The 22,804-nt window shown below is 55.2% G+C and carries 24 protein-coding genes; 6 read left to right on the top strand and 18 right to left on the bottom strand.

The features are described from left to right. Positions 1-42: 42 nt before the first annotated feature. The 11 genes from rnc to AC58P5_RS05915 all read right to left on the bottom strand — a co-directional run bounded on the left by rnc (position 43) and on the right by AC58P5_RS05915 (position 8,942). Positions 43-744 (bottom strand): ribonuclease III, encoded by a 702-nt coding sequence (gene rnc, locus AC58P5_RS05865; protein ID WP_497385148.1) that lies wholly within the window; start codon positions 742-744, stop codon positions 43-45. A 21-nt stretch (positions 745-765) separates the two neighbouring features. Beyond that, complete coding sequence (gene fabF / locus AC58P5_RS05870) at positions 766-2,001, bottom strand: beta-ketoacyl-ACP synthase II (RefSeq protein WP_497385150.1); 1,236 nt, start codon at positions 1,999-2,001, stop codon at positions 766-768. Positions 2,002-2,118: 117 nt separating this feature from the next. Further along, positions 2,119-2,352 (bottom strand): acyl carrier protein, encoded by a 234-nt coding sequence (acpP, locus tag AC58P5_RS05875; protein ID WP_042232799.1) that lies wholly within the window; start codon positions 2,350-2,352, stop codon positions 2,119-2,121. Positions 2,353-2,456: 104 nt separating this feature from the next. Beyond that, the gene (fabG, locus tag AC58P5_RS05880) at positions 2,457-3,197 is read right to left on the bottom strand and encodes a 3-oxoacyl-[acyl-carrier-protein] reductase (RefSeq protein WP_497385151.1); all 741 of its coding nucleotides are present in this window, start codon (positions 3,195-3,197) and stop codon (positions 2,457-2,459) included. Between the two features lie 40 nt (positions 3,198-3,237). Then, the gene (fabD, locus tag AC58P5_RS05885; protein ID WP_497385152.1) at positions 3,238-4,164 is read right to left on the bottom strand and encodes an ACP S-malonyltransferase; all 927 of its coding nucleotides are present in this window, start codon (positions 4,162-4,164) and stop codon (positions 3,238-3,240) included. Between the two features lie 27 nt (positions 4,165-4,191). Continuing rightward, on the bottom strand, positions 4,192-5,178 hold the full coding sequence (locus AC58P5_RS05890) for a beta-ketoacyl-ACP synthase III (RefSeq protein WP_497385154.1): 987 nt from the start codon (positions 5,176-5,178) through the stop codon (positions 4,192-4,194). 9 nt (positions 5,179-5,187) lie between these two features. Beyond that, a complete protein-coding gene (gene plsX, locus AC58P5_RS05895) occupies positions 5,188-6,177 on the bottom strand; it encodes a phosphate acyltransferase PlsX (protein ID WP_497385155.1) in 990 nt (329 codons plus the stop codon). After that, positions 6,161-6,775 carry a transcription factor FapR gene (gene fapR / locus AC58P5_RS05900; RefSeq protein ID WP_036739470.1) on the bottom strand — a complete coding sequence of 205 codons (615 nt, stop codon included), beginning with the start codon at positions 6,773-6,775 and terminating at the stop codon, positions 6,161-6,163. The genes plsX and fapR overlap by 17 nt, the downstream gene beginning before the upstream one ends. Positions 6,776-6,975: 200 nt before the next feature. Further along, positions 6,976-7,149, bottom strand: coding sequence for a 50S ribosomal protein L32 (rpmF, locus tag AC58P5_RS05905; protein ID WP_009673368.1), 174 nt, complete (start codon positions 7,147-7,149; stop codon positions 6,976-6,978). 33 nt (positions 7,150-7,182) lie between these two features. Further along, a complete protein-coding gene (locus tag AC58P5_RS05910) occupies positions 7,183-7,698 on the bottom strand; it encodes a YceD family protein (RefSeq protein WP_497385156.1) in 516 nt (171 codons plus the stop codon). A 59-nt stretch (positions 7,699-7,757) separates the two neighbouring features. Continuing rightward, entirely contained in the window at positions 7,758-8,942 is a 1,185-nt protein-coding gene (locus tag AC58P5_RS05915; protein ID WP_497385157.1) for a SepM family pheromone-processing serine protease, read from the bottom strand. 130 nt (positions 8,943-9,072) lie between these two features. Here AC58P5_RS05915 and AC58P5_RS05920 point away from each other — a divergent pair, with 130 nt between their 5' ends. After that, complete coding sequence (locus AC58P5_RS05920) at positions 9,073-10,500, top strand: nucleoside recognition domain-containing protein (RefSeq protein WP_497385158.1); 1,428 nt, start codon at positions 9,073-9,075, stop codon at positions 10,498-10,500. A 49-nt stretch (positions 10,501-10,549) separates the two neighbouring features. On the opposite strand, the gene coaD is transcribed toward AC58P5_RS05920, so the two are convergent. Both coaD and rsmD read right to left on the bottom strand, forming a co-directional pair. Then, entirely contained in the window at positions 10,550-11,065 is a 516-nt protein-coding gene (coaD, locus tag AC58P5_RS05925) for a pantetheine-phosphate adenylyltransferase (RefSeq protein WP_217557615.1), read from the bottom strand. Positions 11,066-11,084: 19 nt separating this feature from the next. Next, entirely contained in the window at positions 11,085-11,663 is a 579-nt protein-coding gene (rsmD, locus tag AC58P5_RS05930; protein WP_497385159.1) for a 16S rRNA (guanine(966)-N(2))-methyltransferase RsmD, read from the bottom strand. A gap of 546 nt (positions 11,664-12,209) precedes the next feature. Here rsmD and AC58P5_RS05935 point away from each other — a divergent pair. Together AC58P5_RS05935 and AC58P5_RS05940 are read left to right on the top strand one after the other, a co-directional pair. After that, a complete protein-coding gene (locus AC58P5_RS05935; RefSeq protein WP_497385160.1) occupies positions 12,210-12,920 on the top strand; it encodes a collagen-like protein in 711 nt (236 codons plus the stop codon). 269 nt (positions 12,921-13,189) lie between these two features. Further along, positions 13,190-13,657: a GNAT family N-acetyltransferase gene (locus tag AC58P5_RS05940; RefSeq protein ID WP_497385161.1), complete on the top strand. Its 468-nt coding sequence runs from the start codon at positions 13,190-13,192 to the stop codon at positions 13,655-13,657. Between the two features lie 112 nt (positions 13,658-13,769). On the opposite strand, the gene AC58P5_RS05945 is transcribed toward AC58P5_RS05940, so the two are convergent. Both AC58P5_RS05945 and lepB read right to left on the bottom strand, forming a co-directional pair. Then, positions 13,770-14,327: a flavin reductase family protein gene (locus AC58P5_RS05945; RefSeq protein WP_497385163.1), complete on the bottom strand. Its 558-nt coding sequence runs from the start codon at positions 14,325-14,327 to the stop codon at positions 13,770-13,772. Positions 14,328-14,393: 66 nt separating this feature from the next. After that, positions 14,394-14,927 carry a signal peptidase I gene (lepB, locus tag AC58P5_RS05950; protein ID WP_497386034.1) on the bottom strand — a complete coding sequence of 178 codons (534 nt, stop codon included), beginning with the start codon at positions 14,925-14,927 and terminating at the stop codon, positions 14,394-14,396. Positions 14,928-15,234: 307 nt separating this feature from the next. Between lepB and AC58P5_RS05955 the strand changes: the two genes are divergently transcribed. Next, positions 15,235-16,395 carry a cation:proton antiporter gene (locus tag AC58P5_RS05955; RefSeq protein ID WP_497385164.1) on the top strand — a complete coding sequence of 387 codons (1,161 nt, stop codon included), beginning with the start codon at positions 15,235-15,237 and terminating at the stop codon, positions 16,393-16,395. Positions 16,396-16,549: 154 nt separating this feature from the next. Here the strand turns inward: AC58P5_RS05955 and AC58P5_RS05960 are convergent, their stop codons facing one another. Both AC58P5_RS05960 and AC58P5_RS05965 read right to left on the bottom strand, forming a co-directional pair. Further along, the gene (locus tag AC58P5_RS05960) at positions 16,550-16,858 is read right to left on the bottom strand and encodes a hypothetical protein (RefSeq protein ID WP_497385165.1); all 309 of its coding nucleotides are present in this window, start codon (positions 16,856-16,858) and stop codon (positions 16,550-16,552) included. A gap of 52 nt (positions 16,859-16,910) precedes the next feature. Beyond that, on the bottom strand, positions 16,911-18,266 hold the full coding sequence (locus tag AC58P5_RS05965; protein ID WP_497385166.1) for a sensor histidine kinase: 1,356 nt from the start codon (positions 18,264-18,266) through the stop codon (positions 16,911-16,913). 196 nt (positions 18,267-18,462) lie between these two features. On the opposite strand from AC58P5_RS05965, the gene AC58P5_RS05970 reads away from it, so the two are divergent. Both AC58P5_RS05970 and AC58P5_RS05975 read left to right on the top strand, forming a co-directional pair. Next, a complete protein-coding gene (locus AC58P5_RS05970) occupies positions 18,463-18,927 on the top strand; it encodes a MarR family winged helix-turn-helix transcriptional regulator (protein WP_497385167.1) in 465 nt (154 codons plus the stop codon). Positions 18,928-18,988: 61 nt separating this feature from the next. Continuing rightward, positions 18,989-20,569: an MDR family MFS transporter gene (locus AC58P5_RS05975; protein ID WP_497386035.1), complete on the top strand. Its 1,581-nt coding sequence runs from the start codon at positions 18,989-18,991 to the stop codon at positions 20,567-20,569. A 203-nt stretch (positions 20,570-20,772) separates the two neighbouring features. On the opposite strand, the gene abc-f is transcribed toward AC58P5_RS05975, so the two are convergent. Beyond that, the gene (gene abc-f / locus AC58P5_RS05980; protein ID WP_497385168.1) at positions 20,773-22,686 is read right to left on the bottom strand and encodes a ribosomal protection-like ABC-F family protein; all 1,914 of its coding nucleotides are present in this window, start codon (positions 22,684-22,686) and stop codon (positions 20,773-20,775) included. Between the last annotated feature and the right edge of the window lie 118 nt (positions 22,687-22,804).

A 22,804-nucleotide genomic window follows, 5' to 3' on the forward strand; every position in this document is an offset into this window, starting at 1 on the left:
TCGGAGACGGTACTCCGACGCGCCAGCTTTCTTGTTGTGCTTCTAACTCTCCATGGGCACATTCAGCTTCGTTAATGCCTGAGAAGCCGCCTGCTGCTCCGCTTCTTTCTTGGAACGTCCGGCCCCTTTGCCGAGCTGTCTGGCGTCCATGTAAACCTCAGCCACAAACTCTCTCTCGTGAGCCGGACCGCGCTCTTCCACGATGCGGTATTCGAGCGCCCCCATATTGTGGTGCTGAGTATGCTCCTGCAGCTGCGTCTTGTAATCGATCACGAGCAGCTTGCCCTCCGCAGATACATAGGGAAACACATGCTGCTGCAAAAAGAGCTTAACCGCTTCAAGCCCCTGGTCCAGGTACAGCGCTCCGATAAAAGACTCGAAAACATCGGCAAGAAGCGCGGGACGCGAACGGCCTCCCGTCATTTCCTCGCCTTTGCCGAGCTGTACGTAGCTCCCGAAATTGAGCTTCTCCGCAAAATTGACTAGCGAAGGTTCACAAACGATCGACGCCCGAAGCTTCGTCAGCTCTCCCTCTGTGCGGTGCGGATACTTGAAATACAAGTATTCCGACACCGTAAGTTCCAAAACGGCATCACCCAAGAACTCAAGACGCTCGTTGTCCTGGTAATTCGCCATCCGGTGTTCATTCACATAGGAAGAGTGCGTAAAAGCCTGCCTAAGCAAATCGAGGTCTTGAAAGCGGATCTCCATGTCGGCTAGAAGCTGGTTGACGTCTCGGTTCATGTTCTCACCACCGGCCGGTTGTTAGGCTTGATATTTTTTCAAAATAATCGTTGCGTTATGTCCGCCGAACCCGAAGGAGTTGGACATGGCCACCTGAACGTCGCTCTTGCGGGGAACGTTCGGCACGTAATCCAGATCGCATTCCGGATCCTGGTCATCCAGGTTCATCGTCGGCGGAATGATACCGTTTTCGAGCGTAAGCCCGCAAATAACGGCTTCAACGCCGCCGGCTGCACCCAGAAGATGACCGGTCATGGATTTCGTCGAGCTGACAGCGACTTTGTAAGCATGCTCACCCAGCGCTTTCTTGATGGCCGTTGTTTCGGACTTGTCCCCGACCGGCGTGCTCGTACCATGCGCATTAATGTAGTCGATGTCTTCCGGCGCGATGCCTGCGTCCTTGATCGCTTTGACCATGCAGCGGGCCGCTCCGTCCGGATCGGGCTCCGTCATATGATGCGCGTCTCCGCTCATTCCGTAGCCGATGACTTCGGCGTAAATGTGGGCACCGCGCTTCTGTGCGTGCTCAAGCGACTCAAGCACGAGGACGCCGGCACCCTCGCCCATCACGAAGCCGTCACGGCCCGTGTCGAATGGACGGCTTGCCTTCTCAGGCTCGTCGTTGCGGGTGGACATCGCACGGAGTGCGCAGAAGCCTGCAACGCCCGTCGGGCTGATCGTCGCCTCGGCTCCGCCGCAGATCATCACATCGGCGTCTCCGCGCTGAATCAGTTTGAACGAATCTCCGATGGAGTGCGTTCCGGTTGCGCAAGCCGTAACCGCCGTGCTGTTCGGACCCTTCGCTCCGGTAATCATCGAGATTTGGCCTGAAGCCATATTCGCGATCATCATCGGAATGAAGAACGGGCTGACCCTCTTCGGTCCTTTTTCAAGCAGAATCTTATGCTGTTCTTCCCAAGTCGACAGGCCGCCGATTCCGGAGCCGACATAAACGCCGACCCGCTCGGGATCCGTATCTTCCTGTATGTTCAAGCCGGAGCTCTTCAAGGCGTTGATGCTGGCCGCAACCGCGAACTGCACGAAGCGGTCCATTCTTCTCGCTTCACGTTTATCTATATAATCTTCGGGGTTGAAATCCTTAACGGATGCGGCGATGCGCGTCGGATACTCGCTTACGTCGAAGCTTTCGATAGCGCTGATACCGGATTTGCCCGCTAGCAGATTGCCCCAGAAAGTATTCACTTCTTGACCCAGGGAGCTCATAACTCCAAGTCCTGTAATAACGACTCTATTCACGTGTACCACCTCTGAATTAAGGGTGTTTTCTCTCGCTTTTTCTACGTTCAGAAAATGAGGAGAAGTCCCGCCTTTATGAGAACGGGACTCTTTTTTAGAATGGGACTCCAAAGATTTTTACGTATGAGATTTTATGTAATTCACTACTTCTCCCACAGTCGTAATCTTCTCAGCATCTTCGTCGGAAATCTCCAGATCAAATTCATCTTCAAGTTCCATAACCAATTCTACAACATCGAGAGAATCAGCACCTAAATCTTCTTTGAAAGACGCTTCAAGGGTAACTTCAGACTCTTCTACCCCTAAACGGTCGATGATAATTTTCTTTACGCGATCTAGTACGTCGGACATCCGGCTCACCTCCTCCTTGGTATTATACGAGAATACGAATCAAAATGCCATACTTGTCTAAGCGGGACAACCGCCGACTGCGGCATGGGGCCCGTAGGGCTGTCTTACATGTACATGCCGCCGTCGACATGAAGCGTCTGGCCGGTCATGTAGGAACCCTCGTCCGAAGCGAGGAAACGGACGATTTTAGCGATATCTTCCGGCTTGCCGAGCTTGCCGAGCGGAATTTGCTGCAGAAGGGCTGCCTTCTGCTCTTCCGGCAGCTTGTCGGTCATATCGGTGGAGATGAAGCCCGGCGCTACCGCATTGACGGTAATCCCGCGGGACGCAAGCTCTTTGGCGGACGCCTTCGTGAGACCGATGACGCCTGCTTTCGCCGCCACGTAATTGGCCTGCCCGGGGTTGCCGAGCACGCCCACGACGGACGAGATATTGATAATCCGGCCCGAACGCTGTTTCATCATGGGGCGGGTGGCCGCTTTGGTGCAGTTGAAAACGCCTTTGAGATTGGTCGCGATGACGATGTCAAAGTCTTCCTCTTTCATCCGCATAATGAGGTTATCCCGGGTAATTCCGGCATTATTCACCAGTATGTCCAGACTGCCCAAGGCTTCAATCGTCTGCTTGACAAGATCTTCGGCTTCCTGGGATTTGCTTACATCCCCGCGGAGCTTGACCGCGCGTCTTCCCATCGCCTCGATCTCTTTAACGACTTCTTCCGCAGCTTGCTCGCTGCCTGCATAGTTGACTGCCACATCGGCGCCGCTTGCGGCAAGTTCCAGGGCAATCGCACGGCCGATTCCGCGGGAAGCTCCGGTAACGAGCGCCGCTTTACCACTCAGCATGGCTTGTGTCCTCCCGACTACATAATGAATTGTGTGACGCTTAAATCTCGGCCTGCAGCGCCGCTTCCAGGCTATTGACGGAGACGACTTTCACGCTCCGGCTGACTTTCTTGATCAGACCGGCGAGCACCGTCCCCGAGCCGATCTCGACGAAGGTGTCCACACCCTGCTCGATCAGCCACACGACGGTGTCTTCCCACAGCACCGGAGAATACACTTGACGGACCAGAAGACCCTTGATCTCATCCGGCGAAGTGACCGGACGCGCCGTAACGTTGGCCACGACGGGCACGGCGGCTTCCTGCAGGCTGAGACCCGCAAGCACGTCCGCCAGCTTCTCCGATGCCGGTTTCATCAGCGAGGAGTGGAACGGTCCGCTCACTTCGAGCGGAATCGCCCGTTTCGCGCCGATTTCCTTGGCGCGGTCCACGACCGCTTGCACGCCTTCGCGGGTGCCGGAAACGACGATCTGGCCCGGGCAGTTGATATTGGCCAGCTCCACCGCTCCGGTTTCATCGCTGACGGAGCGGCAAAGCTCGTCCAGCGCCCCGCGCTCGGCTCCCAGTACGGCAGCCATCGCGCCGAGTCCGCCCGGTACGGCCTGCTCCATAAATTCGCCGCGGGCACGCACGGTGCGCACGGCATCCTCGAAGCCGAGCACGCCGGAGGCTACCAGCGCGGAATACTCGCCCAGGCTGTGCCCGGCCGTAAAGTCCGGCACGATGCCTTTTTGGCGGAATACTTCGAGATAAGCCATACTCGCGGTAAGCAGAGCGGGTTGTGTATGATACGTAATTTTCAGTTCGTCCTCGGGTCCCTCGAATATAAGAGAGGATAAGGAATAGCCTAGTGCCTTGTCGGCCTCGTCGAAGACGCGTTTCGCTCCTTCATGAGCATCATAAGCATCCTTCCCCATGCCGACCGACTGGGCTCCCTGTCCCGGAAATACAAAAGCTATCTTGCCCATAAACGTCAGTATTCCCCTTCCACTATTTTACCAGACCAGCACGGACGCTCCCCAAGTCAGACCGCCGCCGAAGCCGACCAGCACCGTGGTATCGCCTTCTTTAAGCCGGCCCTGCTCGGCAGCCTCCGCCAGCGCTACCGGAATGGAAGCGGCCGACATGTTGCCGTAACGGTCCAGGTTGATCATGCATTTGTCCTCGGTCAGCTCCAGACGGTTCAAGGCGGATTGGATAATCCGGATGTTCGCCTGATGCGGAATCAGAAGATCGATATCGTTTTTATGAAGTCCCGCTTTGCGGAGCGCTTCTTCCGCGGCCGATCCCATGATGCGGACCGCGAATTTGAACACTTCGCTGCCTGCCATATAGATGTAGTGAAGACGCTGGTCTAGGCTTTCGGAGGATGCCGGATTGCGGGAACCGCCTCCGGCGATCTTAAGAAGCTCCGCACCGGAGCCGTCCGCACCGAGTTCAAAGGATTTGAACCCGCGTCCTTCCGGTACCGCGCCGATCACGACGGCACCCGCTCCGTCCCCAAACAGAATGCACGTATTGCGGTCCGTATAGTCCGTAATCCGCGACAAGGTGTCCGCTCCTATGACCAGGGCATACTTGTAAATACCGTTCGCGATAAAATTGGACGCATTGGCCAATCCATAGATAAAACCGGCGCACGCTGCGGCCAAATCGAAGGCCGCCGCGTTTTTGGCACCCAGCTTCTCCTGAAGAATGCACGAAGCCGACGGAAATGCCATATCCGGCGTAACGGTAGCCACGATGATCAAATCCAGCTGATCCGCCGTAATTCCGGCATTTTCAAGCGCAATGCGTGAAGCTTCGAGCGCCAAATCGGAGGTTGCCTGCTCGGGAGCCGCCATTCTCCGTTCCCGGATTCCGGTGCGCGTCACGATCCATTCATCGTTCGTCTCCACCATAGACTCCAGTTCCTGATTCGTTAAAACCCGTTCGGGCACATATTTTCCCGTGCCCAGAATGCCTACTGGAATGCCATTCATTAGGTCCACTCACTTCCCGTTCTTGATTTCCGTAGCGATTGCGCCGACCAGATCGTTCTGCAGCGCCGTTCTCGCCTGGCGCACGGCGTTCTTGATCGCCTTCGCGTCGGACGAGCCGTGGCTTTTCAGCACGAGGCCGCTTAATCCGAGCAGCGGAGCCGCTCCGTGCTCCGTATAGTCCAGCTTTCCCTTAAAAGCGGACAAGCCCGGTTTCAGTACGGCCGCGGCCAGTTTGGTCAGCGTCGTACGGGTAAACTCAGTCTTCAAAGCGGAGAAAATGGCCGATGCCGCTCCCTCCAGCGTTTTCAGCATAATATTGCCGGCAAATCCGTCGCACACGATAACGTCGCATTCGGCCTGGAGAATGTCGCGGGATTCAACGTTGCCCACGAAATGAACGGGAGCTTGCTCCAGCAGCGGATACGCCGCCTTTGTCAGCTCATTCCCTTTCTTCGCCTCCGTGCCGATGTTCAGCAGACCTACGCGCGGACGGTCCATGCCGTGAACCTTGCTTCTGTACATACTGCCCATGATGGCGTATTGGAGCAGGTTTTCCGGACTGGAGTCCATGTTCGCTCCCAGATCAAGGGCGAGAACACCGCTGCCGTCCAGCGTCGGGATCATCGGTGCGAGAGCCGGGCGCTCGATGCCGGGTACCCGGCCGACTACGAGAAGCCCCGTCGTCATGAGGGCACCGGTGTTGCCGGCCGAAATCATCGCGTCGGCTTCGCCTTCCTTGACCAGCCGGCCGGCGACGACCATCGAAGCGTCTTTCTTGCGGCGTACGGCACGGACAGGCTCATCTTCGGCTTCGATGATCTCGGAGGCGTGGATGACACGCAGATTCGAGGGGCGCTCCGAAAGCAGCGCCTCGATCTTGGCCGAATCGCCGACGAGCAGAAGCTCGACATCTGTCCATTCCTTGGCTGCCGCCAGAGCTCCTTCCACGACGATTGCCGGGGCGTGGTCGCCGCCCATTGCGTCAATTGCGATCCGCATTGGCTTGCCCACCTTCTGTTCGTAGTTGTTCTTTCTTGGAGTGAAAGATGACGAAGCTGCCTTCGAAAACAACTTCATCTCCGATAAACGTCTGTACGTCCACCTTGGCTTTCCCCTTCGACAGAGACTTGACGTACGCTTTCGCGATACATTTCTCGCCAAGCATGGCGGAACGGATAAACCGGATGTCCGCCGAAGCGGTAAGCGCGATAGGATCGTTGATTACCGCAACGGCGAGTGAATTGGCCTGGGCGAAAATATGATGCCCACGCGCGATTTTCGTACGGGAAAAAACATGGTCTTCGGTCAGTTCAAACATGGAAATGCCGCTCTTGTCGAGCTGCAAATCGATGATTTCCCCGATTACTTCATCAATGGGCAGGGAACGCACCTGGTCGTAGGAGCGTTCCGCCATATGCTTGATCCGTTCGCGCAGCTCGGGTATCCCCAGTTCGAGACGATCCAGACGAACGGTTTGAATGCTAACCTGAAACTTGCGCATTAACTCTTCATCCGTCAGAAACGGATTATCTTCAATTGCCTGCAGCAGCTGCTGCTGACGAGTGCGTTTCGGAAGACGTTCGATGACAAGCACCACCCTGCTTGTGGAGACGGCCGGTAGTATGGCCTCCTCTTATTACCTAGTACTAAAAGTAGTATATATAATTTGCGTGCAAAAGGGAAGCCTTGCGGATAAATCCGCCCTGCTCCTCCTTTTATCTTATCCGCTCGCCGCTTTTGGACAAAAAAAATAGCACCTCACCTAAGATGAAGTACTATTTGTCAGCTTAACGAAAATTAAGCTTGTACGATTTCTCTGCCTTTGTATGTGCCGCAGTTTTTGCAAACGCGGTGAGAAAGTTTCAGTTCTCCGCACTGCTCGCACTTAACCATGCCCGGAACTTCCAATTTGAAGTGGGTACGGCGCTTGTCGCGGCGGGTTTTGGATGTTTTTCTGAACGGTACTGCCATGAATTCCACCTCCTTAACGTAATCCCCAAATCCCTACGAGTTGAAAAAATCAGCCAGACCGGCCAGTCTTGGATCGATCCGTTCGTTCTTGCAGCCGCAGTCGCGTTCGTTGCGGTTACTCCCGCATTCGGGACAAAGCCCCTTGCAGTCTTCCCGGCAAACCGGCGCTATCGGCAGCTCAAGCTGTATATTCTCTTCAATGTAAGGGTTCAATTCCACTTTATCTTCGCGAACCAGATGGACGATCTCATCCTCATCCGCGGAAGCCTGCGCTTCCACTTCCGGTTTCGAAGTAAAAATTTCCCGAAAGGGAATGTTCAACGTCTGCTTGAACGGGGTCAAACAACGGGAACAGCCAAACTCAAGCTCGACGGAAACACGGCCGGTTACTTCCACGACGTCGGACGCCGCTTTCGCCTCCAGATCCGTAACGATCGGTCCTGCGGACAAAATATCCTTGCGGCCCTTCAGCAGCGCTTCGCTGTTAAGCGATTCGCGGATGGCAACAGGCTGTCCTTTGGCCATGATGTCTTTAAGTTGAATCCACATGTTTTTATCACCTCAAACAAACAAAGATAATTATAGCTATTATTCTTCTAGTTTGTCAATCATTTCGGAGGAAGCTCTGCCAAATACTTTAGGGCGTCGTCCATCGTGGCGACGGGAACGATCTTCATCTTGGTTCCGATTTCCTTGGCGCGGGCCAAAGCTTCCGTGTAATTGTAGATCGTACCTTTGTCCGTTTTGAGATCCTGGGGAGCAAAAAAGATCTCCGCTCCTTCGCGGTCGGCCGCGATGACTTTATGCTTGATACCGCCGATAACGCCCACCTTGCCTTCCGTGTCGATCGTTCCGGTTCCCGCGATTTTGTGCCCCTTCGTGATATCCTCGGGAAGCAGCTGGTTGTAAATCTCCAGGGAAAACATCAGACCTGCGGAGGGTCCGCCTATTTCGCCCGCTTTAATGGTAACCTGCTTGGCGGGATCGTCCGCCTGGACACTTTGCATTTCGGCCATCGTAATCCCGATTCCAACGCGGCTCTTGCCGGTGTCTTTATCGGGCGGCAGCTTGGCCAGCGTGAGCGGCGCCGTCATCTCTTTATCTCTGCGGATGAAGGTCAGCGTAACCGTGTCCCCTTCTTTCTTGGTTTCCAGAAAGGCGAAAAGGTCCTGAGAAGTTTTGATCTCCTTCTCGTCCGCTTTGGTGACCTTGTCTCCGGCCTGCATCACTTTCTCCGCGGGGAGACCCGGCGAGAGGCCCGTGACCATTACGCCCTCCCCTTTTATATGGAAAGGAACGCCCGCTTTCTTGTAAGCGGTCTGGATGGCGTCGCTTTGGGAAGTCAGCATGACGAACTGCTGCTGCTGGCTGTAATCTTTCTCGGACATCCCCCGGAGGACGTCTTTCTTGAGCTGGAGTTCATCGTATTTGTTGGCCAGAGACCACAAATACGTCACTACGTTCGCATTGGCCACCCGGACCGTAACGAGCATAAGCGAGCCTTTTTCATCGGTCGTGTCGCTCTTGGGGACACTGACCATCGGGTGAACGGCCTCAGCCGTACCCGGCATATAAATAAAAAAGGGCAGAGGAACGTAAAACAGGACAACAAAGCAGAGAAAGCCGACAAGAAGCGACGTAAAAAAACGTCTGGAGCGTCTCTGCGGGTGCGCCCGTCGGATGACGGGCCTCTCCCGGACATCGTCCCCGTTCTCGAAGCCGGTTTCCCGTTCGTTTTCTCCTTGTTCCTGTTCGTTGTTGTAACGCTGGTTTTCATGATCTTTGTCGGTCATTTTCAAGGACTCCCTCCCGTTCCGTTTCCGAAAATCGGAGAATGGATGTTTGTTAGTGTATGCGGGGCGGGCTTGGTCTAAACATCTTCGGTCCGGCGTACACATGTAGCAAACGAATCGAGGTGTTTACATGCCGAAATCCCTAACGCACCGCGGCGGCGGGTATCTTACCACGCTTCTGCTCGGCAGTCTTGCGGCCGCCCTGGTCGCGTCGATTATCGCTTTTCCTGACAAGGCGCTCCAGGCTTCCCTGGAGGGCATCACGATCTGGTGGAACATCGTATTCCCGGCGCTGCTGCCGTTTATGATTCTTACCGAGCTGCTGCTCGGGTTCGGTCTCGTCAACGCCCTCGGCACCCTGCTGGAGCCGCTCGCACGACTCCTGCTCCGCCTCCCGGGCACGGGTGGTCTGGCGCTTGCCGCGGGAGCCTTGGGCGGCTTTCCAAGCGGCGCCCTCTTCACGGCCAAGCTCCGCCGGGGAAAGCTGCTCACGCGCGGGGAAGGCGAGCGCCTGTTGGCGCTGTCGCATCTGGCAAGCCCGGTGCTGATCGTCACCGTGATCGGCACCGGGTTCCTGCACAGTCCGCGCCTGGGGCTTCTGCTTGCCGGCGTGCACTACGGCGGAGCGCTGCTGCTCGGCTTCGTGCTGCCTTCGCAGAAGAAGCCGGCGGGCGCGGCGCCCGGGCAGCCCGAATCCGCGGACGGAGCCGGGGATTCGGGCGAAGCCGCCGGCGGGGCCGCCGCGGAGCCGGCCCGCCCGCACGCGGGCCCAGGCGACGCGCCTGTGCCCGGCCGCGGCGGCGAGGCCCCGCCCGCGAAGCGCCGCGGGGCGGGGAGCCAGGCTTCCGGCGCTCCCCTGTGGCGGCAGGCCGCAGGCAGCCTGGCCCGCGCCCGCAGCGAGGACGGCCGCGCGTTCGGCCAGCTGCTCGGCGAGGCCGTCACGGCTTCGGTGCAGTCGCTGATGGTCATCGGCGGCTATATTATGATTTTCTCCGTCATTATTCACATGCTGACGATGCCGGATATGCTCCAAGCCGCCGGCGGGCTCCTCGGACTGACCGTCGGGCCGGACCTGCTGCATCATCTGGCCTCCGGCTTGTTCGAGCTTCACTTGGGCGCTCATGCCGCAGCGGCAGAACAAACGCTGCCTCAGAGCATCAAACTCGCCTTAATCGCAGCTTTTCTCGGGTTCGGCGGGTTATCTTCCCACGCACAGGCTTTGAGCGCCGCCTACGGCGCCGGACTGCGGTATCTCCCCTTTCTGATGGCGCGCCTGCTTCATGCCTGCTTCTCGTACCTGCTGGTTCTCCTGTTATGGCGCTTCACAAGCGGGCTGTTTCCATCCGCGCACTCCGGGCGGCAAACGCTCGAAGTTTCGGGAATTTCTGCCCCCGTGGCAGGAACGGAAGAGTGGTCTTTGCTTGCCCCCTCAGGCGTTTGGATACCTGTCTTCGCACAGCTTGGCTTTCTTCTGCTCGTTCTGGCCGCAGCCTGCATCCTATCTTATGCTCTGCACACATTCGCACAACGCAGACTCCATGCGGGCCCTAAAGCCTGACAAGCCCGTAAAAGACAGAGGAAGCCTGCGCCCGGCAGCCTTCCTTGTTCTACGGTTGCCGTGTGCTTGCGGCAAATTTCAGTTTCAGCTCTTCCTCCACTTCCCGGGGAACGAAATGGGAAACCGGACCGTGAAAACGGGCAATTTCTTTTACAATGCTGGAGCTGAGGAAAGAATACTGCGGCGAAGAGGTCATAAAGAACGTTTCGACTTCTTCGTTCAATTTGTTGTTCATCGTCGACAGCTGCAGCTCATATTCGAAATCGGAGACCGCCCGGAGTCCCCGGACAATAATATGTACATCTTTGGACTCCATGTAGTTGATCAAAAGATCCCGGAATCCGTCCACCTCGACGTTCGGAATGTCCCTCGTTACTTTCGTCAGAAGCTCAATCCGTTCTTCCAGTGAAAACAAAGGGTTTTTCGAAGTGTTATTCAGTACGGCTACGATTAATTTGTCAAAAACTTTTGCCGCCCGGCGGATAATGTCCAAATGGCCGTTCGTCACGGGATCGAAGCTTCCCGGATAAACCGCTATTTTCAATCGTGGTTTTTCCTGATGCACAGCTGTGTCAGCTCCTTCTTCATGTTCGGTTTCCGTTCGGCCCGGTGTCTTCAAAGGTATACAAGGTCACAGCCGTATCCCCGTAATCGGCACGCCGCTGCATGGCAAAACCCTCGAAAACCTCAGGAAGCTTATCCGCGGCGTCATGTTCCACCACGATCGTCGCCCCCTGCTCGAGCAGTCCCAATCCCTTCATCTTTTGCATAAGGTCTCCGGTAATTTTAAACCGGTAAGGCGGGTCCAGGAAAACAAGCCCGAACTGCTTTCCCCGTTTCTCCAGAGCCTTCAGTGCCCGTCCCGCATCATTGCGGTATATTTCCGCACGATCCGTCAATCCGGTAACCTCCAGATTGTGGCGCACGGTGTCCAGACTTTTTTTCTCCAGGTCGATAAATATACACGTGTCCAGCCCCCGGCTTAACGCCTCGATCCCGAGACCGCCGGTTCCGGCGAACAGATCGAGCCCCGTGCCCCCGTCAAAGTAAGGCCCGATCATCGAAAAGATCGCCTCCTTGACCTTGTCGGTCGTCGGACGCGTGCTCATCCCGGGTACGGCTTTTAAAGAACGGCCCCGGGCACTTCCAGAAATCACTCTCATACGCTGAATTCCCCACTGTAATGTTCTTGTCGGTTTTCTGTTATCGTACCACAATCTTTGTTCGTTGCACAAAAAGGCTTTGAAAAAAATTTCCTGTCCGGGTATAGCCTGTCTTTTTTTCGGATATGCTTAAATTATCGACATCAAAAGTGTCGTAGACAACCGCGGAGAAGACTTACGTTTCCCCATAAGCTCTTCGTCCGGTTTCTCCTCTCCCATGAAAGGCCCTCGTAGTGATACGGGGGCCGATTTTTATTTAAAGACCGTTACATATCAAGCATTGTACTTACTTTTGCTTCTTGCATCCTGATTAAGGCGGCCAAAAAAAAGCCCCCTAAAGTAAGGGGGTCTTAAATAATAAGGTATCTTATTGTCCACTATCAGTTTATGAAAACTATAAAATTTTGACTGGACTTAATTAATAGATACTAGACTAAACCCCCTCCGCATTAACCTCTTTTTTCAATAATAGGTTAGTGTCCTTTCGTTTGTTGGATACTTGACATAGGATGCTCTTGTATCAAACATTTCGAGGAGGTATCTTACATGAGTTGTCCAAAGAGAAAGAGATGTCATAAAAAAACGGTTATTGTGTGTAAACCAAAGAGAAGAAACAAAATCGTGATTGTAAAAAAGAAAATCGTAAGAGTGTCCTGTCCTCCGCCAACCGTAAATGTGACGCCCATTCCCGGACCGCAAGGGCCGCAAGGAATCCCCGGCCCCCAAGGTCTTACCGGTTTAACGGGGCCGCAAGGAATACAAGGTCCTGCCGGACCTCAAGGACCCCAGGGACCCGCAGGCGGAATTTCATCCTTTGCCTTTCTGTGCAGTACAGAGGCACAGACGATAGCCGCAGCACCCGTTCCAGGCGGGCAAGGCGGGGCCGTATCCTTTAACGGCTCCGTCATCAGTGCGACAGCCGTCACATTCGCTCCGCCGTCCAGCATTATCATAAATGAGAATGGATTTTATAAAATAACTTATGAGGTGTTCCCTACACCCGGAAATAACGCTTTCGGCTTGTTCTTTGACCCGGATGCGGCCGGCCCGCTCCCTCCAGCTTTAGTTCCATGCAGCAACTACGGAACCAATGCCGGAAACAACCCTTACCCGGGGCAAGTTATCGTTCAATTAACGGCCGGTGGGGTATTAACCTTAAACCGAATAGATAACACGGGTGCATTAACGTTACAAAATGCAATCGGCGGCGGAACCCCAACAGTAAGTGCATCTATTTCAATTGAGAAGTTAGCCTAGTCTCGAATCCAATATATAAAAGAGCCCCCGGCCGTTAAGGCGCAGGGGGTCTCTTTGTTATGGCACAGGATATTCGCTGTTCACTCGTTTAAAGCAGCGGAAACGCCTAGAAGTATAAACAAAACACGACAAGAAAAACTTCGTTCCTCCGCTCCTTTTGCTTCTCCTTCCGGCGGAAAAATTGATTATAGTTAAACGCTCCCCTATAAATTATAATCCGCGTTGCTTATGATAAAGGCTAATCCAACCGATCATTAGAGGTGACCCTTTTGAACACAGGCATTATTCGGAACATTGATTTTCATGACACCGGGCTCGTACGCAGCCTTTACGAATTACAGCGGGAATCTTATTTAATTGAAGCTAAAATTATTAATTTCTACGAGATTCCTCCGTTAAAAGAGACTTTCGAGGAATTTCAGGCATGCGGGGAAGAATTTAAGGGCTATTTCATAGACAATCAGCTTGCCGGAGCCGTTTCCTATACGATTGAAGAAGAAGCGGTCACGATTTGCCGGATGGTCGTTCACCCTGATCATTTCAAAAAAGGAATCGCCCAGCAGCTCTTAAACACGCTGGAGTCCGACATGGGTCACATGTCCCTGTTCAACGTAGCGACGGGCAAGGACAACGTTCCGGCGAAGAATCTTTATTTGAAAAACGGCTACAAGCACGACCGGGACCTGGAAGTCGCGCCGGATTTTTACATCAGCTTTTTTCAAAAGACGGTCAGTTAAGTATTTTCCGGACGACCCGGACCGCCCCTTACGCTCCTGCAACAACCGCAAACAGAAGCAAACCGCCCCGTTTAGCGAGGCGGTTTGTTTTTCTTCTATGCACGAACGGGTCCTATCCGAACAGATGCTGCGCTTCTTTCGTTTTCTCTTCTACGATACGGTAAGTAGACCTACCCATGTACAAGGGGATTTGAAGCTTGCCTAAATCGGGCAGGCCGTTGTCCAAAAACAATTCCTCATCCTTATACCGCTGCAGAATTTCTCCAGCGATCCATTCATGATCCCCGTAAGTCCGGATATCCATGACTCTGCACTCGTAAGCATAGTACGCATCCCTTAACACAGGAACATCCGCCGCAAGTCCGTTGTCATAAGCGATGCCGAACTCCTTGTACTTGTCCATGTCTCTTCCGCTGAACGTTCCCACCGCCTGTATGAGCTCGGACCGGGAACCCGGAAGAAAATGAACGCCGAATACGCCGCTTTGCTCAATTAGAGCGTAGGTATACGTCTCTTTCCTCAAAGAAATTCCGTATATGCCGGGAGAGGAGCCTATGTAGGTGTGCCAGCCGGAAGCCATAATATTTTGCCGGCCCCCATAGCGTGAAGTCACGACGGCCACCATCCCCGGATAACTGTACCATGCCTGATCGTCCGTAGGTGTTCTCATAATAACCCCCTTTCCGGTCTCAGCCGCCATTCGCAAGCGGACCTTTTCTAATGCTTCCGCAAACAGTTAAGGCAGTTTTTTGACACCCATCACATGATCGAGCGGGATAAACCCGATTTTCCGGCTGTCGTCGCTGTGGTTGCGGTTATCTCCCATCACGAATACATGGCCTTCCGGCACCGTCCACTTATGATCGGAAACGAACTCCATCGTTTCTTTTATATACGGTTCCTCGAGCACTTGACCGTTCCGGTACACCTGATGATCTTTGAACTCCAGAACGTCCCCCGCTTTGCCGATCACTCTTTTGACGTAAAAGGTTCTCTTATTCGTGCTTCCCGCAATCATCTGAATGACCGGCTGTTCCATCAAGCTGTCCTTAAACGTACGCGGACGGTCCACCCGGCTGTCGATGACGACGATGTCCCCGTATGCCGGTTCCTGAGCAAAGGTATGCACCAGTTTGGAGATATAAATGCGCTCTTCGTTCTGAAGCGTGGGCTCCATGGAATGACCGTCAACTTTGTAGGGCTGAAAAACGAAAATACCGATAAACAGGACGAGGACAAACGAAACGCCGATAGACCCGGCCCAACCCATCGCTTCCTTGAATATTTTCACTAAGACATCTTCCTTTCTAAACCTTATTCCCTAAATTATACCACGTCTTTATGCCACTTGCGAAAAATGACTTACCGGTACGCCGTCTATCTATCCCACCTGTTTCCATTGCTTTAACCCGTCCTCCCGGTGTATAATTATAGCAACTTAAAATTGCAGTTCCCGGAGGAGCCTGTCACCAAGGCCTTGCTGTGTCTACACAGCGGGTTTTGGTAACGGGCTCTTTTTGTATGCTTTTACAGGCTCCGGGACTACAATAAGAACAATAAGGAGTGTGAGGCGGTACGTGCTAATTTTTCAACTGGCTATTATTTTGCTCGCATCGAAACTGGCCGGGGACATCAGTGTAAGGCTCGGGCAGCCCTCGGTTCTGGGAAAGCTTCTTATCGGGATTGTGCTGGGACCTAATCTTCTCGGACTCGTGACGAATACGGATGTGCTGCAGGAAATCAGTCAAATCGGGGTCATTCTGCTGATGTTCATCGCGGGCCTCGAAACCGATACGGAGGAGTTTAAACGTACGGGCAAAGCCTCCGGTTACGTCGGAATGGCCGGCATTATCGTCCCGTTCGGCCTCGGTTATCTCGCCGGCATCCTACTGAATCAATCTCCGCTGGAAGCTTCGTTTCTCGGCCTTCTCCTGTCCGCGACCAGCGTCAGCATTTCGGTCCAGGCGCTCAAGGAGATGGGCAAGCTGAAGTCCAGAGAAGGGACGACGATCCTCGGAGCGGCCGTCATTGACGATGTGCTGGTCATTATCGCGCTTGCTTTTCTGATGAGCATGGCGGGCGGAGACGTTAATTTAGGCATGATTGTCGTGAAAAAGGTCGTTTTCTTCGCGGCTGCTCTTCTTTTCGCATGGAAGGCGGTCCCCTGGATTCTGAAAAAATTCGCTCCCCTGCGTGTTACGGAGACGGTAATTACCGCCGCACTCATCATCTGCTTCGGTTACGCTTATTTGGCGGAATATGCGGGAGTCGCGGCCATTATCGGCGCGTATATCGCCGGAGTCGCCATCAGCCTGACGAATTTCAAGCACGAAGTGTTCGAAAAAGTGGAGACGATCGGCTACTCTATCTTCGTTCCCGTTTTCTTCACCTCCATCGGAGTTACCGTACAGTTCCAGGGAATCTCCTCTTCGATCGGGCTTATCGTAATCCTCAGCCTTCTTGCCATCGCGACGAAGCTGGTCGGTTCCGCCATCGGGGCCAGACTCGCCGGATTCAAGTGGCGCAGTTCTCTAGCCATTGGCGCAGCCATGGTATCCCGCGGTGAAGTCGCCTTGATTATAGCCGCCATCGGTCAGGAGTCCGGGCTGCTTTCCGAAGAAATGTTCGCGGTGATTGTCGTGGTCGTTCTCGTGACCACCATCGTAACCCCGCCTATGATGAAGCTCTTTTTCAGCGAAAAGAGCCCCGCTGCCGCGCCACGGAATACCGACGAGTGATTTGCGCCTGACACAAAAAAACGCCTCTCAGCCCGTTAAAATCGGCTGGGAGGCGTTTTTGTACACCGCGCGCAAATTTCCGCTCACGCGGTGCAGCGTCGCATGACCGGGCACCCGCATGCGTTTTGGCGGATGCCTGTGATCGGCGCAAGCTTCACGAAGTCTCGCATAACGCGCGGCGTGAAGCCGGGGAAACGTTCCGGCTTTCCACGACCTCGAAGTGGTAGATCGTGTTCCGGGTAAGCACCCGGAACTCCGCTCCGTCCCGGTCGATGGCTTGAACCCGGGTTGTCTGGAAAGACCGGAAATCGTCTACCCGGCAGAGTACCATGGAACTTCCTACTTCCGTAGGCTTCATTTCCTGCAGGATGGTTCCGAGCATTTGCTCGTATCGGAATGAGGTGGCGCGTTTAGGCGTCATGCCGTCATTTTCGTAAATTTGCAGCAGTTTAAGGTAGCTCATCGTCGTCCCTCCTCATTTGAAGGTATGCCCGCCGCCTTTATTTTTATCCGGCTTACGTTCCGGTAAATATAGGCAGACGGACGGTAAAAGACGTTCCCTGACCCGCTTCGCTTGTGACCCGGACACTTCCGTTATGGGCCTCCACATACTGTTTGACCAGAGCCATTCCGAAGCCCAGCCCCGGTTCGGAAGCCGCGGCGGCCGACGGATAAGCGGTCCGGTAAAAGCGCTCGAACAGATGCGGAATCTCGTCGTGCGTAAGGCCGGATCCGTCGTCACGGACGGTGACGGTCACTTCCAGATCGTTGACAGTGACCGATACGGCGGCCGATGAACGAGCCAGACGTACGGCGTTCCCGAGCAGATGGCCGAAAGCCTGCTCCAGCTTGTGGCGGTCGCCGTAAAGGCTGACCTCCCTGGACGGCGAGTAGCGCAGCTCGATGCCGGAGACGCGGGCCTCCGCCTCCAGGCGGGCGATCAGCGGATCGAGGCTCGCCCGGAGCGAGAACCACTGCCTCTCCAGCTCCAGATGGCCGGATTCGGCGAGCATGAGCTGCTGCATGTCGTTCACGAGCGCCGACATGCGGCTGACTTCTTCGAAGAGTGCCGCCGCTTTATCGGTCGTCAGTCTCTTCTCTTCGATCTGCGCCTGTTCCAGGCTGGAGCGCAGCACCGTAAGCGGACGCCTGAGCTCCTGGGTCAGATCGGCGACCATGCGCGGACGCACGGTTTCCATCTGCCTCAGCTTGTCCTCTATGCCCGTAAGCAGCGCGTCTACTTCCGCGGTCCTGGCGTTTATGTCTGTACCGCCGTTATCTTTGCCCCGCCTGAAGGAGGAATCCGGTTCGCCTTCTCTCGCCAGAATGGCAAGACGGAAGAGGATCCGGTCGAGCACCGTCCGGAGCCGGTTGTCCCCCCTTTTCAGATAGAGACCGGCGGCAGCTCCGACGAGCAGGGAGCCCGCCAGAACGGCGGCCCAAAACGGCGGCTCAGGATGATGGAATGGCGCGGCGGGCAAACTATAGTAACCGAGAGTCCGGTTCCCGTCCTTAACGGTTCTCAAGTCAATGAGGCCGGATGCAGGGTCTTCCTTATCGGAAGAAGACGATGCACCGGCGTCGAAAAGCAGTTTCTGGTCGGCATTGTATAGGCGAAGACCGGCATCTGCGGCCACGCGCTGCGGGTCTGAATCTTCTTTTAACTGTTTAATTACGGAAGACCAATTTTTATCGACGCCATACATGGCGTATAAATACGAATCCCAGAACAGATGGTTCCGGCTGTTCGCCTTCTGCTGCTCCGTCCAGAGAAAAGCATACGCTTGTCCGATCAGGATGCAGGCAGTCAGCAGGCCCAGCAGGAAGCCGATCCATACCGGTTTTCTGTGTTGGTTTATCGTCGTTCTCATCTATACCCTCCGCAACTATACCTGCTTTCTTCATTGTAGCACATCGGGATAGCGTTTTGCTTCTTTTCCGGCAGAGCGCTCCGCTTTTTGTAAATCAATTGATTGACTTTTTTATGTATACAACTTAATATTTATATAGTTTAAATAATAAACAATGAACATATTTTTTGAATCCGAAAGGAGGAGACTATCTTCCGTGCTTGATAACGAAGATTACGTAGCCCGAATTTTACGGGCCACCATGTCCTTTTACCGCAGGATCGGGCCTCAGATGTCTCACTTTAAAGAAATGGGGCTGACCGGTCCGCAATTTCACGTGCTGAACTGGATCGCGGAGGCCGGTCCCGGTAAAATCACCCAGCTGGCCGAAATGATGGAAGTGAAGCCCAGCGCCATTACTGTCATGATCGACCGGATGGAACAGAACAAGCTTGTCGTCCGGCATCACGATGAGAGCGACCGCCGTGTCGTAATGGTATCCCTTACGGAACACGGGCAGAGCGTGCTCAAAGAAGCGAAGCTCAAAACTTTCGAAGTCATCAAGCAGTATTATTCGCGGCTCGACCAGGACGAGCTGGAGTCGCTGATGAAAATTTCCGAGAAGCTGCAAAATATTGCCGGAAATGAAGATGACTCGAGCGGAAAATGCTGCAAATCATAGAGAAATGGAGTTTAAACGAAAGATGGGAGAAACACTTAAACTGGAGCAAGATCAACAAGAAATGACCAAACACCGTGGTATGCTGATTACGGGTTTGATTATCGCCATGCTTTTCGGAGCCCTCGAAGGAACGATCGTAGGCACCGCTATGCCGCGGATCGTCGGAGAGCTAGGCGGCCTCGGTTATATGACATGGCTGACTACCGCCTACATGCTGACCTCCACCGCGGTTGTGCCGATTGCCGGTAAACTGGCCGACCTTCTTGGCCGGCGCGTCATCTATGTGACGGGGCTTATTATATTTATGGTGAGCTCCGCGCTTTGCGGAACGACCGACAGCATGGCTCAGCTTATCGTATACCGGGGCATTCAAGGTATCGGCGGCGGTATTATGATGCCGATGGCAATGATTATCATCGGGGACTTGTTCACCGGCAAGGAGCGCGCCAAATGGCAGGGGGTTTTCGGCGCCCTTTACGGCCTCGCTTCCGTCATCGGTCCGCAAATCGGCGGCTGGATCGTGGATGGGCTCAACTGGAGATGGGTGTTCTACATCAATCTGCCCGTCGGGATTATCGCCGTTATCTTTATCGCCATGGGCCTCAGCAAGCACAAGACACAAGGGCCCGTCAAGTTCGACGTAGCCGGCATGTTTACCATGATTGTCGGGGTCGTCAGTCTCCTGCTCGGTCTCAGCTTCGGGGGCAGTGAGTATCCGTGGCTGTCCTGGCAGATTATCGGCCTGTTCGTTCTCGCCGTTATCTCCATCACCGCTTTCATTATTATCGAATCCCGCACGGAGGAAGCCATCCTTCCGGTGCGCTTGTTTAAAAACCGTACGTTCACCGTGCTCAACGGCATCGGCTTCCTGATGAGCATCGGCATGTTCGGCGCCATTATTTTCGTGCCGCTCTTCATGCAGGGGGTTGTCGGTGTCAGCGCCTCGGCGTCCGGCACCATCATGACCCCGATGATGATTACCATGATCATTGCCAGTATTATCGGCGGGCAGATCGTCTACAAAATCGGGCCGAAAGTCCAGATCAGCATCGGCATGATCGTGATGGCGGCGGGATTCCTTCTGCTGACGACGATGAGCATTGATACGACGAAGCTTACCGCTACATTGATTATGCTCGTAATCGGTCTTGGCATGGGACTTGTGATGCCGATCCTGACGCTTGTTCTCCAGGAATCGTTCCCGAAATCGGAGCTGGGAGTCGTCACTTCGTCAAGCCAGTTCTTCCGTTCCATCGGCGGAACATTCGGCATGACCATCCTCGGGGCGATTATGAACCATAAATCGACCAACCAGTTGACCGACACGCTTATCCCCGTGCTGCAAAAGCTTCCTGAGCAGGCTAAGGAACTGGTCGCCGAATTTACGGAAATGATTCACACAAATCCGCAAGGGATGTACTCGTTCCTGTTCAGCCCGGAAGCGCAAATGCCTGCGGAGTTCCTGAAGACCATCGCTCCGATTCTAAAAAATTCGCTCGTCTCCTCTCTGCATTCCGTCTACTTGTTCGCTCTGATTTTCATCGTGCTGGGAGCCGTGCTGACGGTTGCCGTACCGACAATCAAACTGACCGAGCGGAAAAAAGCGGATCCGGCAGGCAAAACCAAACCCGCCGCGGAGTAAACCATCAACCAAAAAAAGACGGGATCCTTCACACGAGGATCCCGTCTTTTTTTGGTGTTTAACCGGGCCGAGAGCGAGTCCTCCCGTATAACTCGCTTCCGGTAGGAGGCCGGGACGGGACCAGGCAGGCCCGAACCGGAAACGAGGGCTCGCCGCTCCCGGCTCGCCGGTCGAACGGGCAACCGACCCCCAAGGGAGACGAGCTAGCCCTCCGGGCCGGTCCCGGAATCCGGAGACGCCGCTTCCTCCCCGCCTGTCCGGAGAGACTCGATGTGTTCCCGCAAAGAACGGATCGCATCCATGTGATCCGGCGTCCCCTGCGGACCGCCCTCCTCCTCCGGACCGGCGATCAGCCGGGCAAGCTGAAGCTCCAGACGGCGGATTTCATCGCTCCGTGCGCTCGGAGGCGTCGAGGCGCCGCTTTGATCGCGATCCGCATACTCGGCGTACGTACCCCGGAAAAATTCCGGCGCACCGTCCGGCGGATGAAGCACCAGCAGCCGGTTGGCCGTCCTGCGGATCAGATAGCGGTCGTGGGAAACGACGGCTAGCGCTCCCGGAAAGCGTTCCAGCGCCGCCTCGATCTGCTCCCGCGTGTCGATGTCCAGATAGTTCGTCGGCTCGTCGAGCACGAGGAGATTGGCTCCGCTGAAATACAAGCGGAGAAACGCCGCCCGGCACCGCTCGCCCATGCTCAGGTCCGACAGCTTTTTGAAAGCGGCGTCGGCCGGAAACAGGAAGCAGCCGAGAATCGTGCGGGCAGCCGTCTCCGTCATGGACGGAAGCGCAAGCAGGGTATCCAGCAGCGTCTCCTCTCCCGCCAGCCCTTCCAACTCCTGGGAGAAGTATCCGGTGCGCAGACGCGGATGACGGACGACTTCCCCGCTATCCGGCTCCAGCCGGCCGAGCAGGAGCTTGAGCAGCGTAGACTTGCCCGCTCCGTTGGGTCCGAGTACAGCGAGCCGGTCGCCTCGTTCGATCGTCACGTTTAAACCTTCGAATAACGGCTGTCCGCCGAAGGCCAGCCGGAGGTTCTCCGCCCGCAGCAGCACCCGGGCGGCTAAGTCCTCGCCGGCCAGCTCCATGTTCAGCCGGGGCCCGCCGCGCGGTTTATCCACCTGCTCGGCTTCCAGCCGCTCCAGTTCACGCTCCTTCGCTTTGAAGCGGGATCTGTTTTTGTTGGCTTTGGCAAGATAGAAGCTCTTCGTAACGCCGACTTCCACTTTCGTTGCCGCCCGGTGCGCCTGCTGAAACCACTGCTTGTAATTGCGGATGCATTCTTCCAAATCCCGCCGGGCACGCTGCTGCTTCTTGTACAGCCCTTCCCGGGTGCGCATTTCGAGTTCTTTCTGTGTCTTGTATGCCGAATACCCGCCGCTATAGCGGGTGGTTCCTTTTTCCGTCAACTCGTAGAGAGAAGTCGCCGTACGGTCGAGAAACTCGCGGTCGTGTGACACGAACAGGATGGTGCCCGGGTATGTCCGCATCCACTGCTCCAGCCATTCCAGCGACTCGCTGTCCAAATGATTCGTGGGCTCGTCGAGCAGCAGCAGCTTGGGCGAGGACACCATCAGCGCGGCCAACTGCGCACGCGTCTTCTGCCCGCCGCTCAGCTGCATGAACGGGACCCGCCAACATTCGGGTCCCATTTTGAGCTGCTGCAGGCGTTTCTCGACTTCGACTTCCCAGTCGTAGCCGCCCAGCCTCGCATAACGGTCCATAAGCTCGCCGTAAGCCTCGTACGCGGTCTCCACGCCCTCCGCTCCGGCCGGGTATTCTCCGGCCATGCGGGCCTCTAGCTCGTGAATTCCGGTCTTAAGCATATGCAGATCGGGGTTGCTGTACGCTTGAACATACTCCAGCATCTCCGTCTGCGGCTCCACCTGCGCCTGTTGGCGCATCCAGCCCCATTCCGCCGCAGGCAGCCGGCGCTCGACGCTTCCTTGATCCGGCTGCAAATCACCTATCAGCAGGCGGAAAAAGGTCGATTTTCCCGTACCGTTCCGGCCGAAGAGCGCCACCCGATCTCCTTCGTAAATTTCGATGCCGGCGTTCTCGAACAAAGTCCGTCCGTTCCATTCCTTCGTAAGTCCTGCCGCTTTTATTAATAAAGTCATGCTCGTTTCCTCCTAAGGCGATCCCGCGGAAAAGCCGCAGGCGGGTGCCTGCGGCTCAGTAGAAACGAGAGAAAACGGATATCGGGCGATATGAACGATTCCGATTCGAACGGAGTAA

Source organism: Paenibacillus sp. JT31N7, from assembly GCF_059692095.1.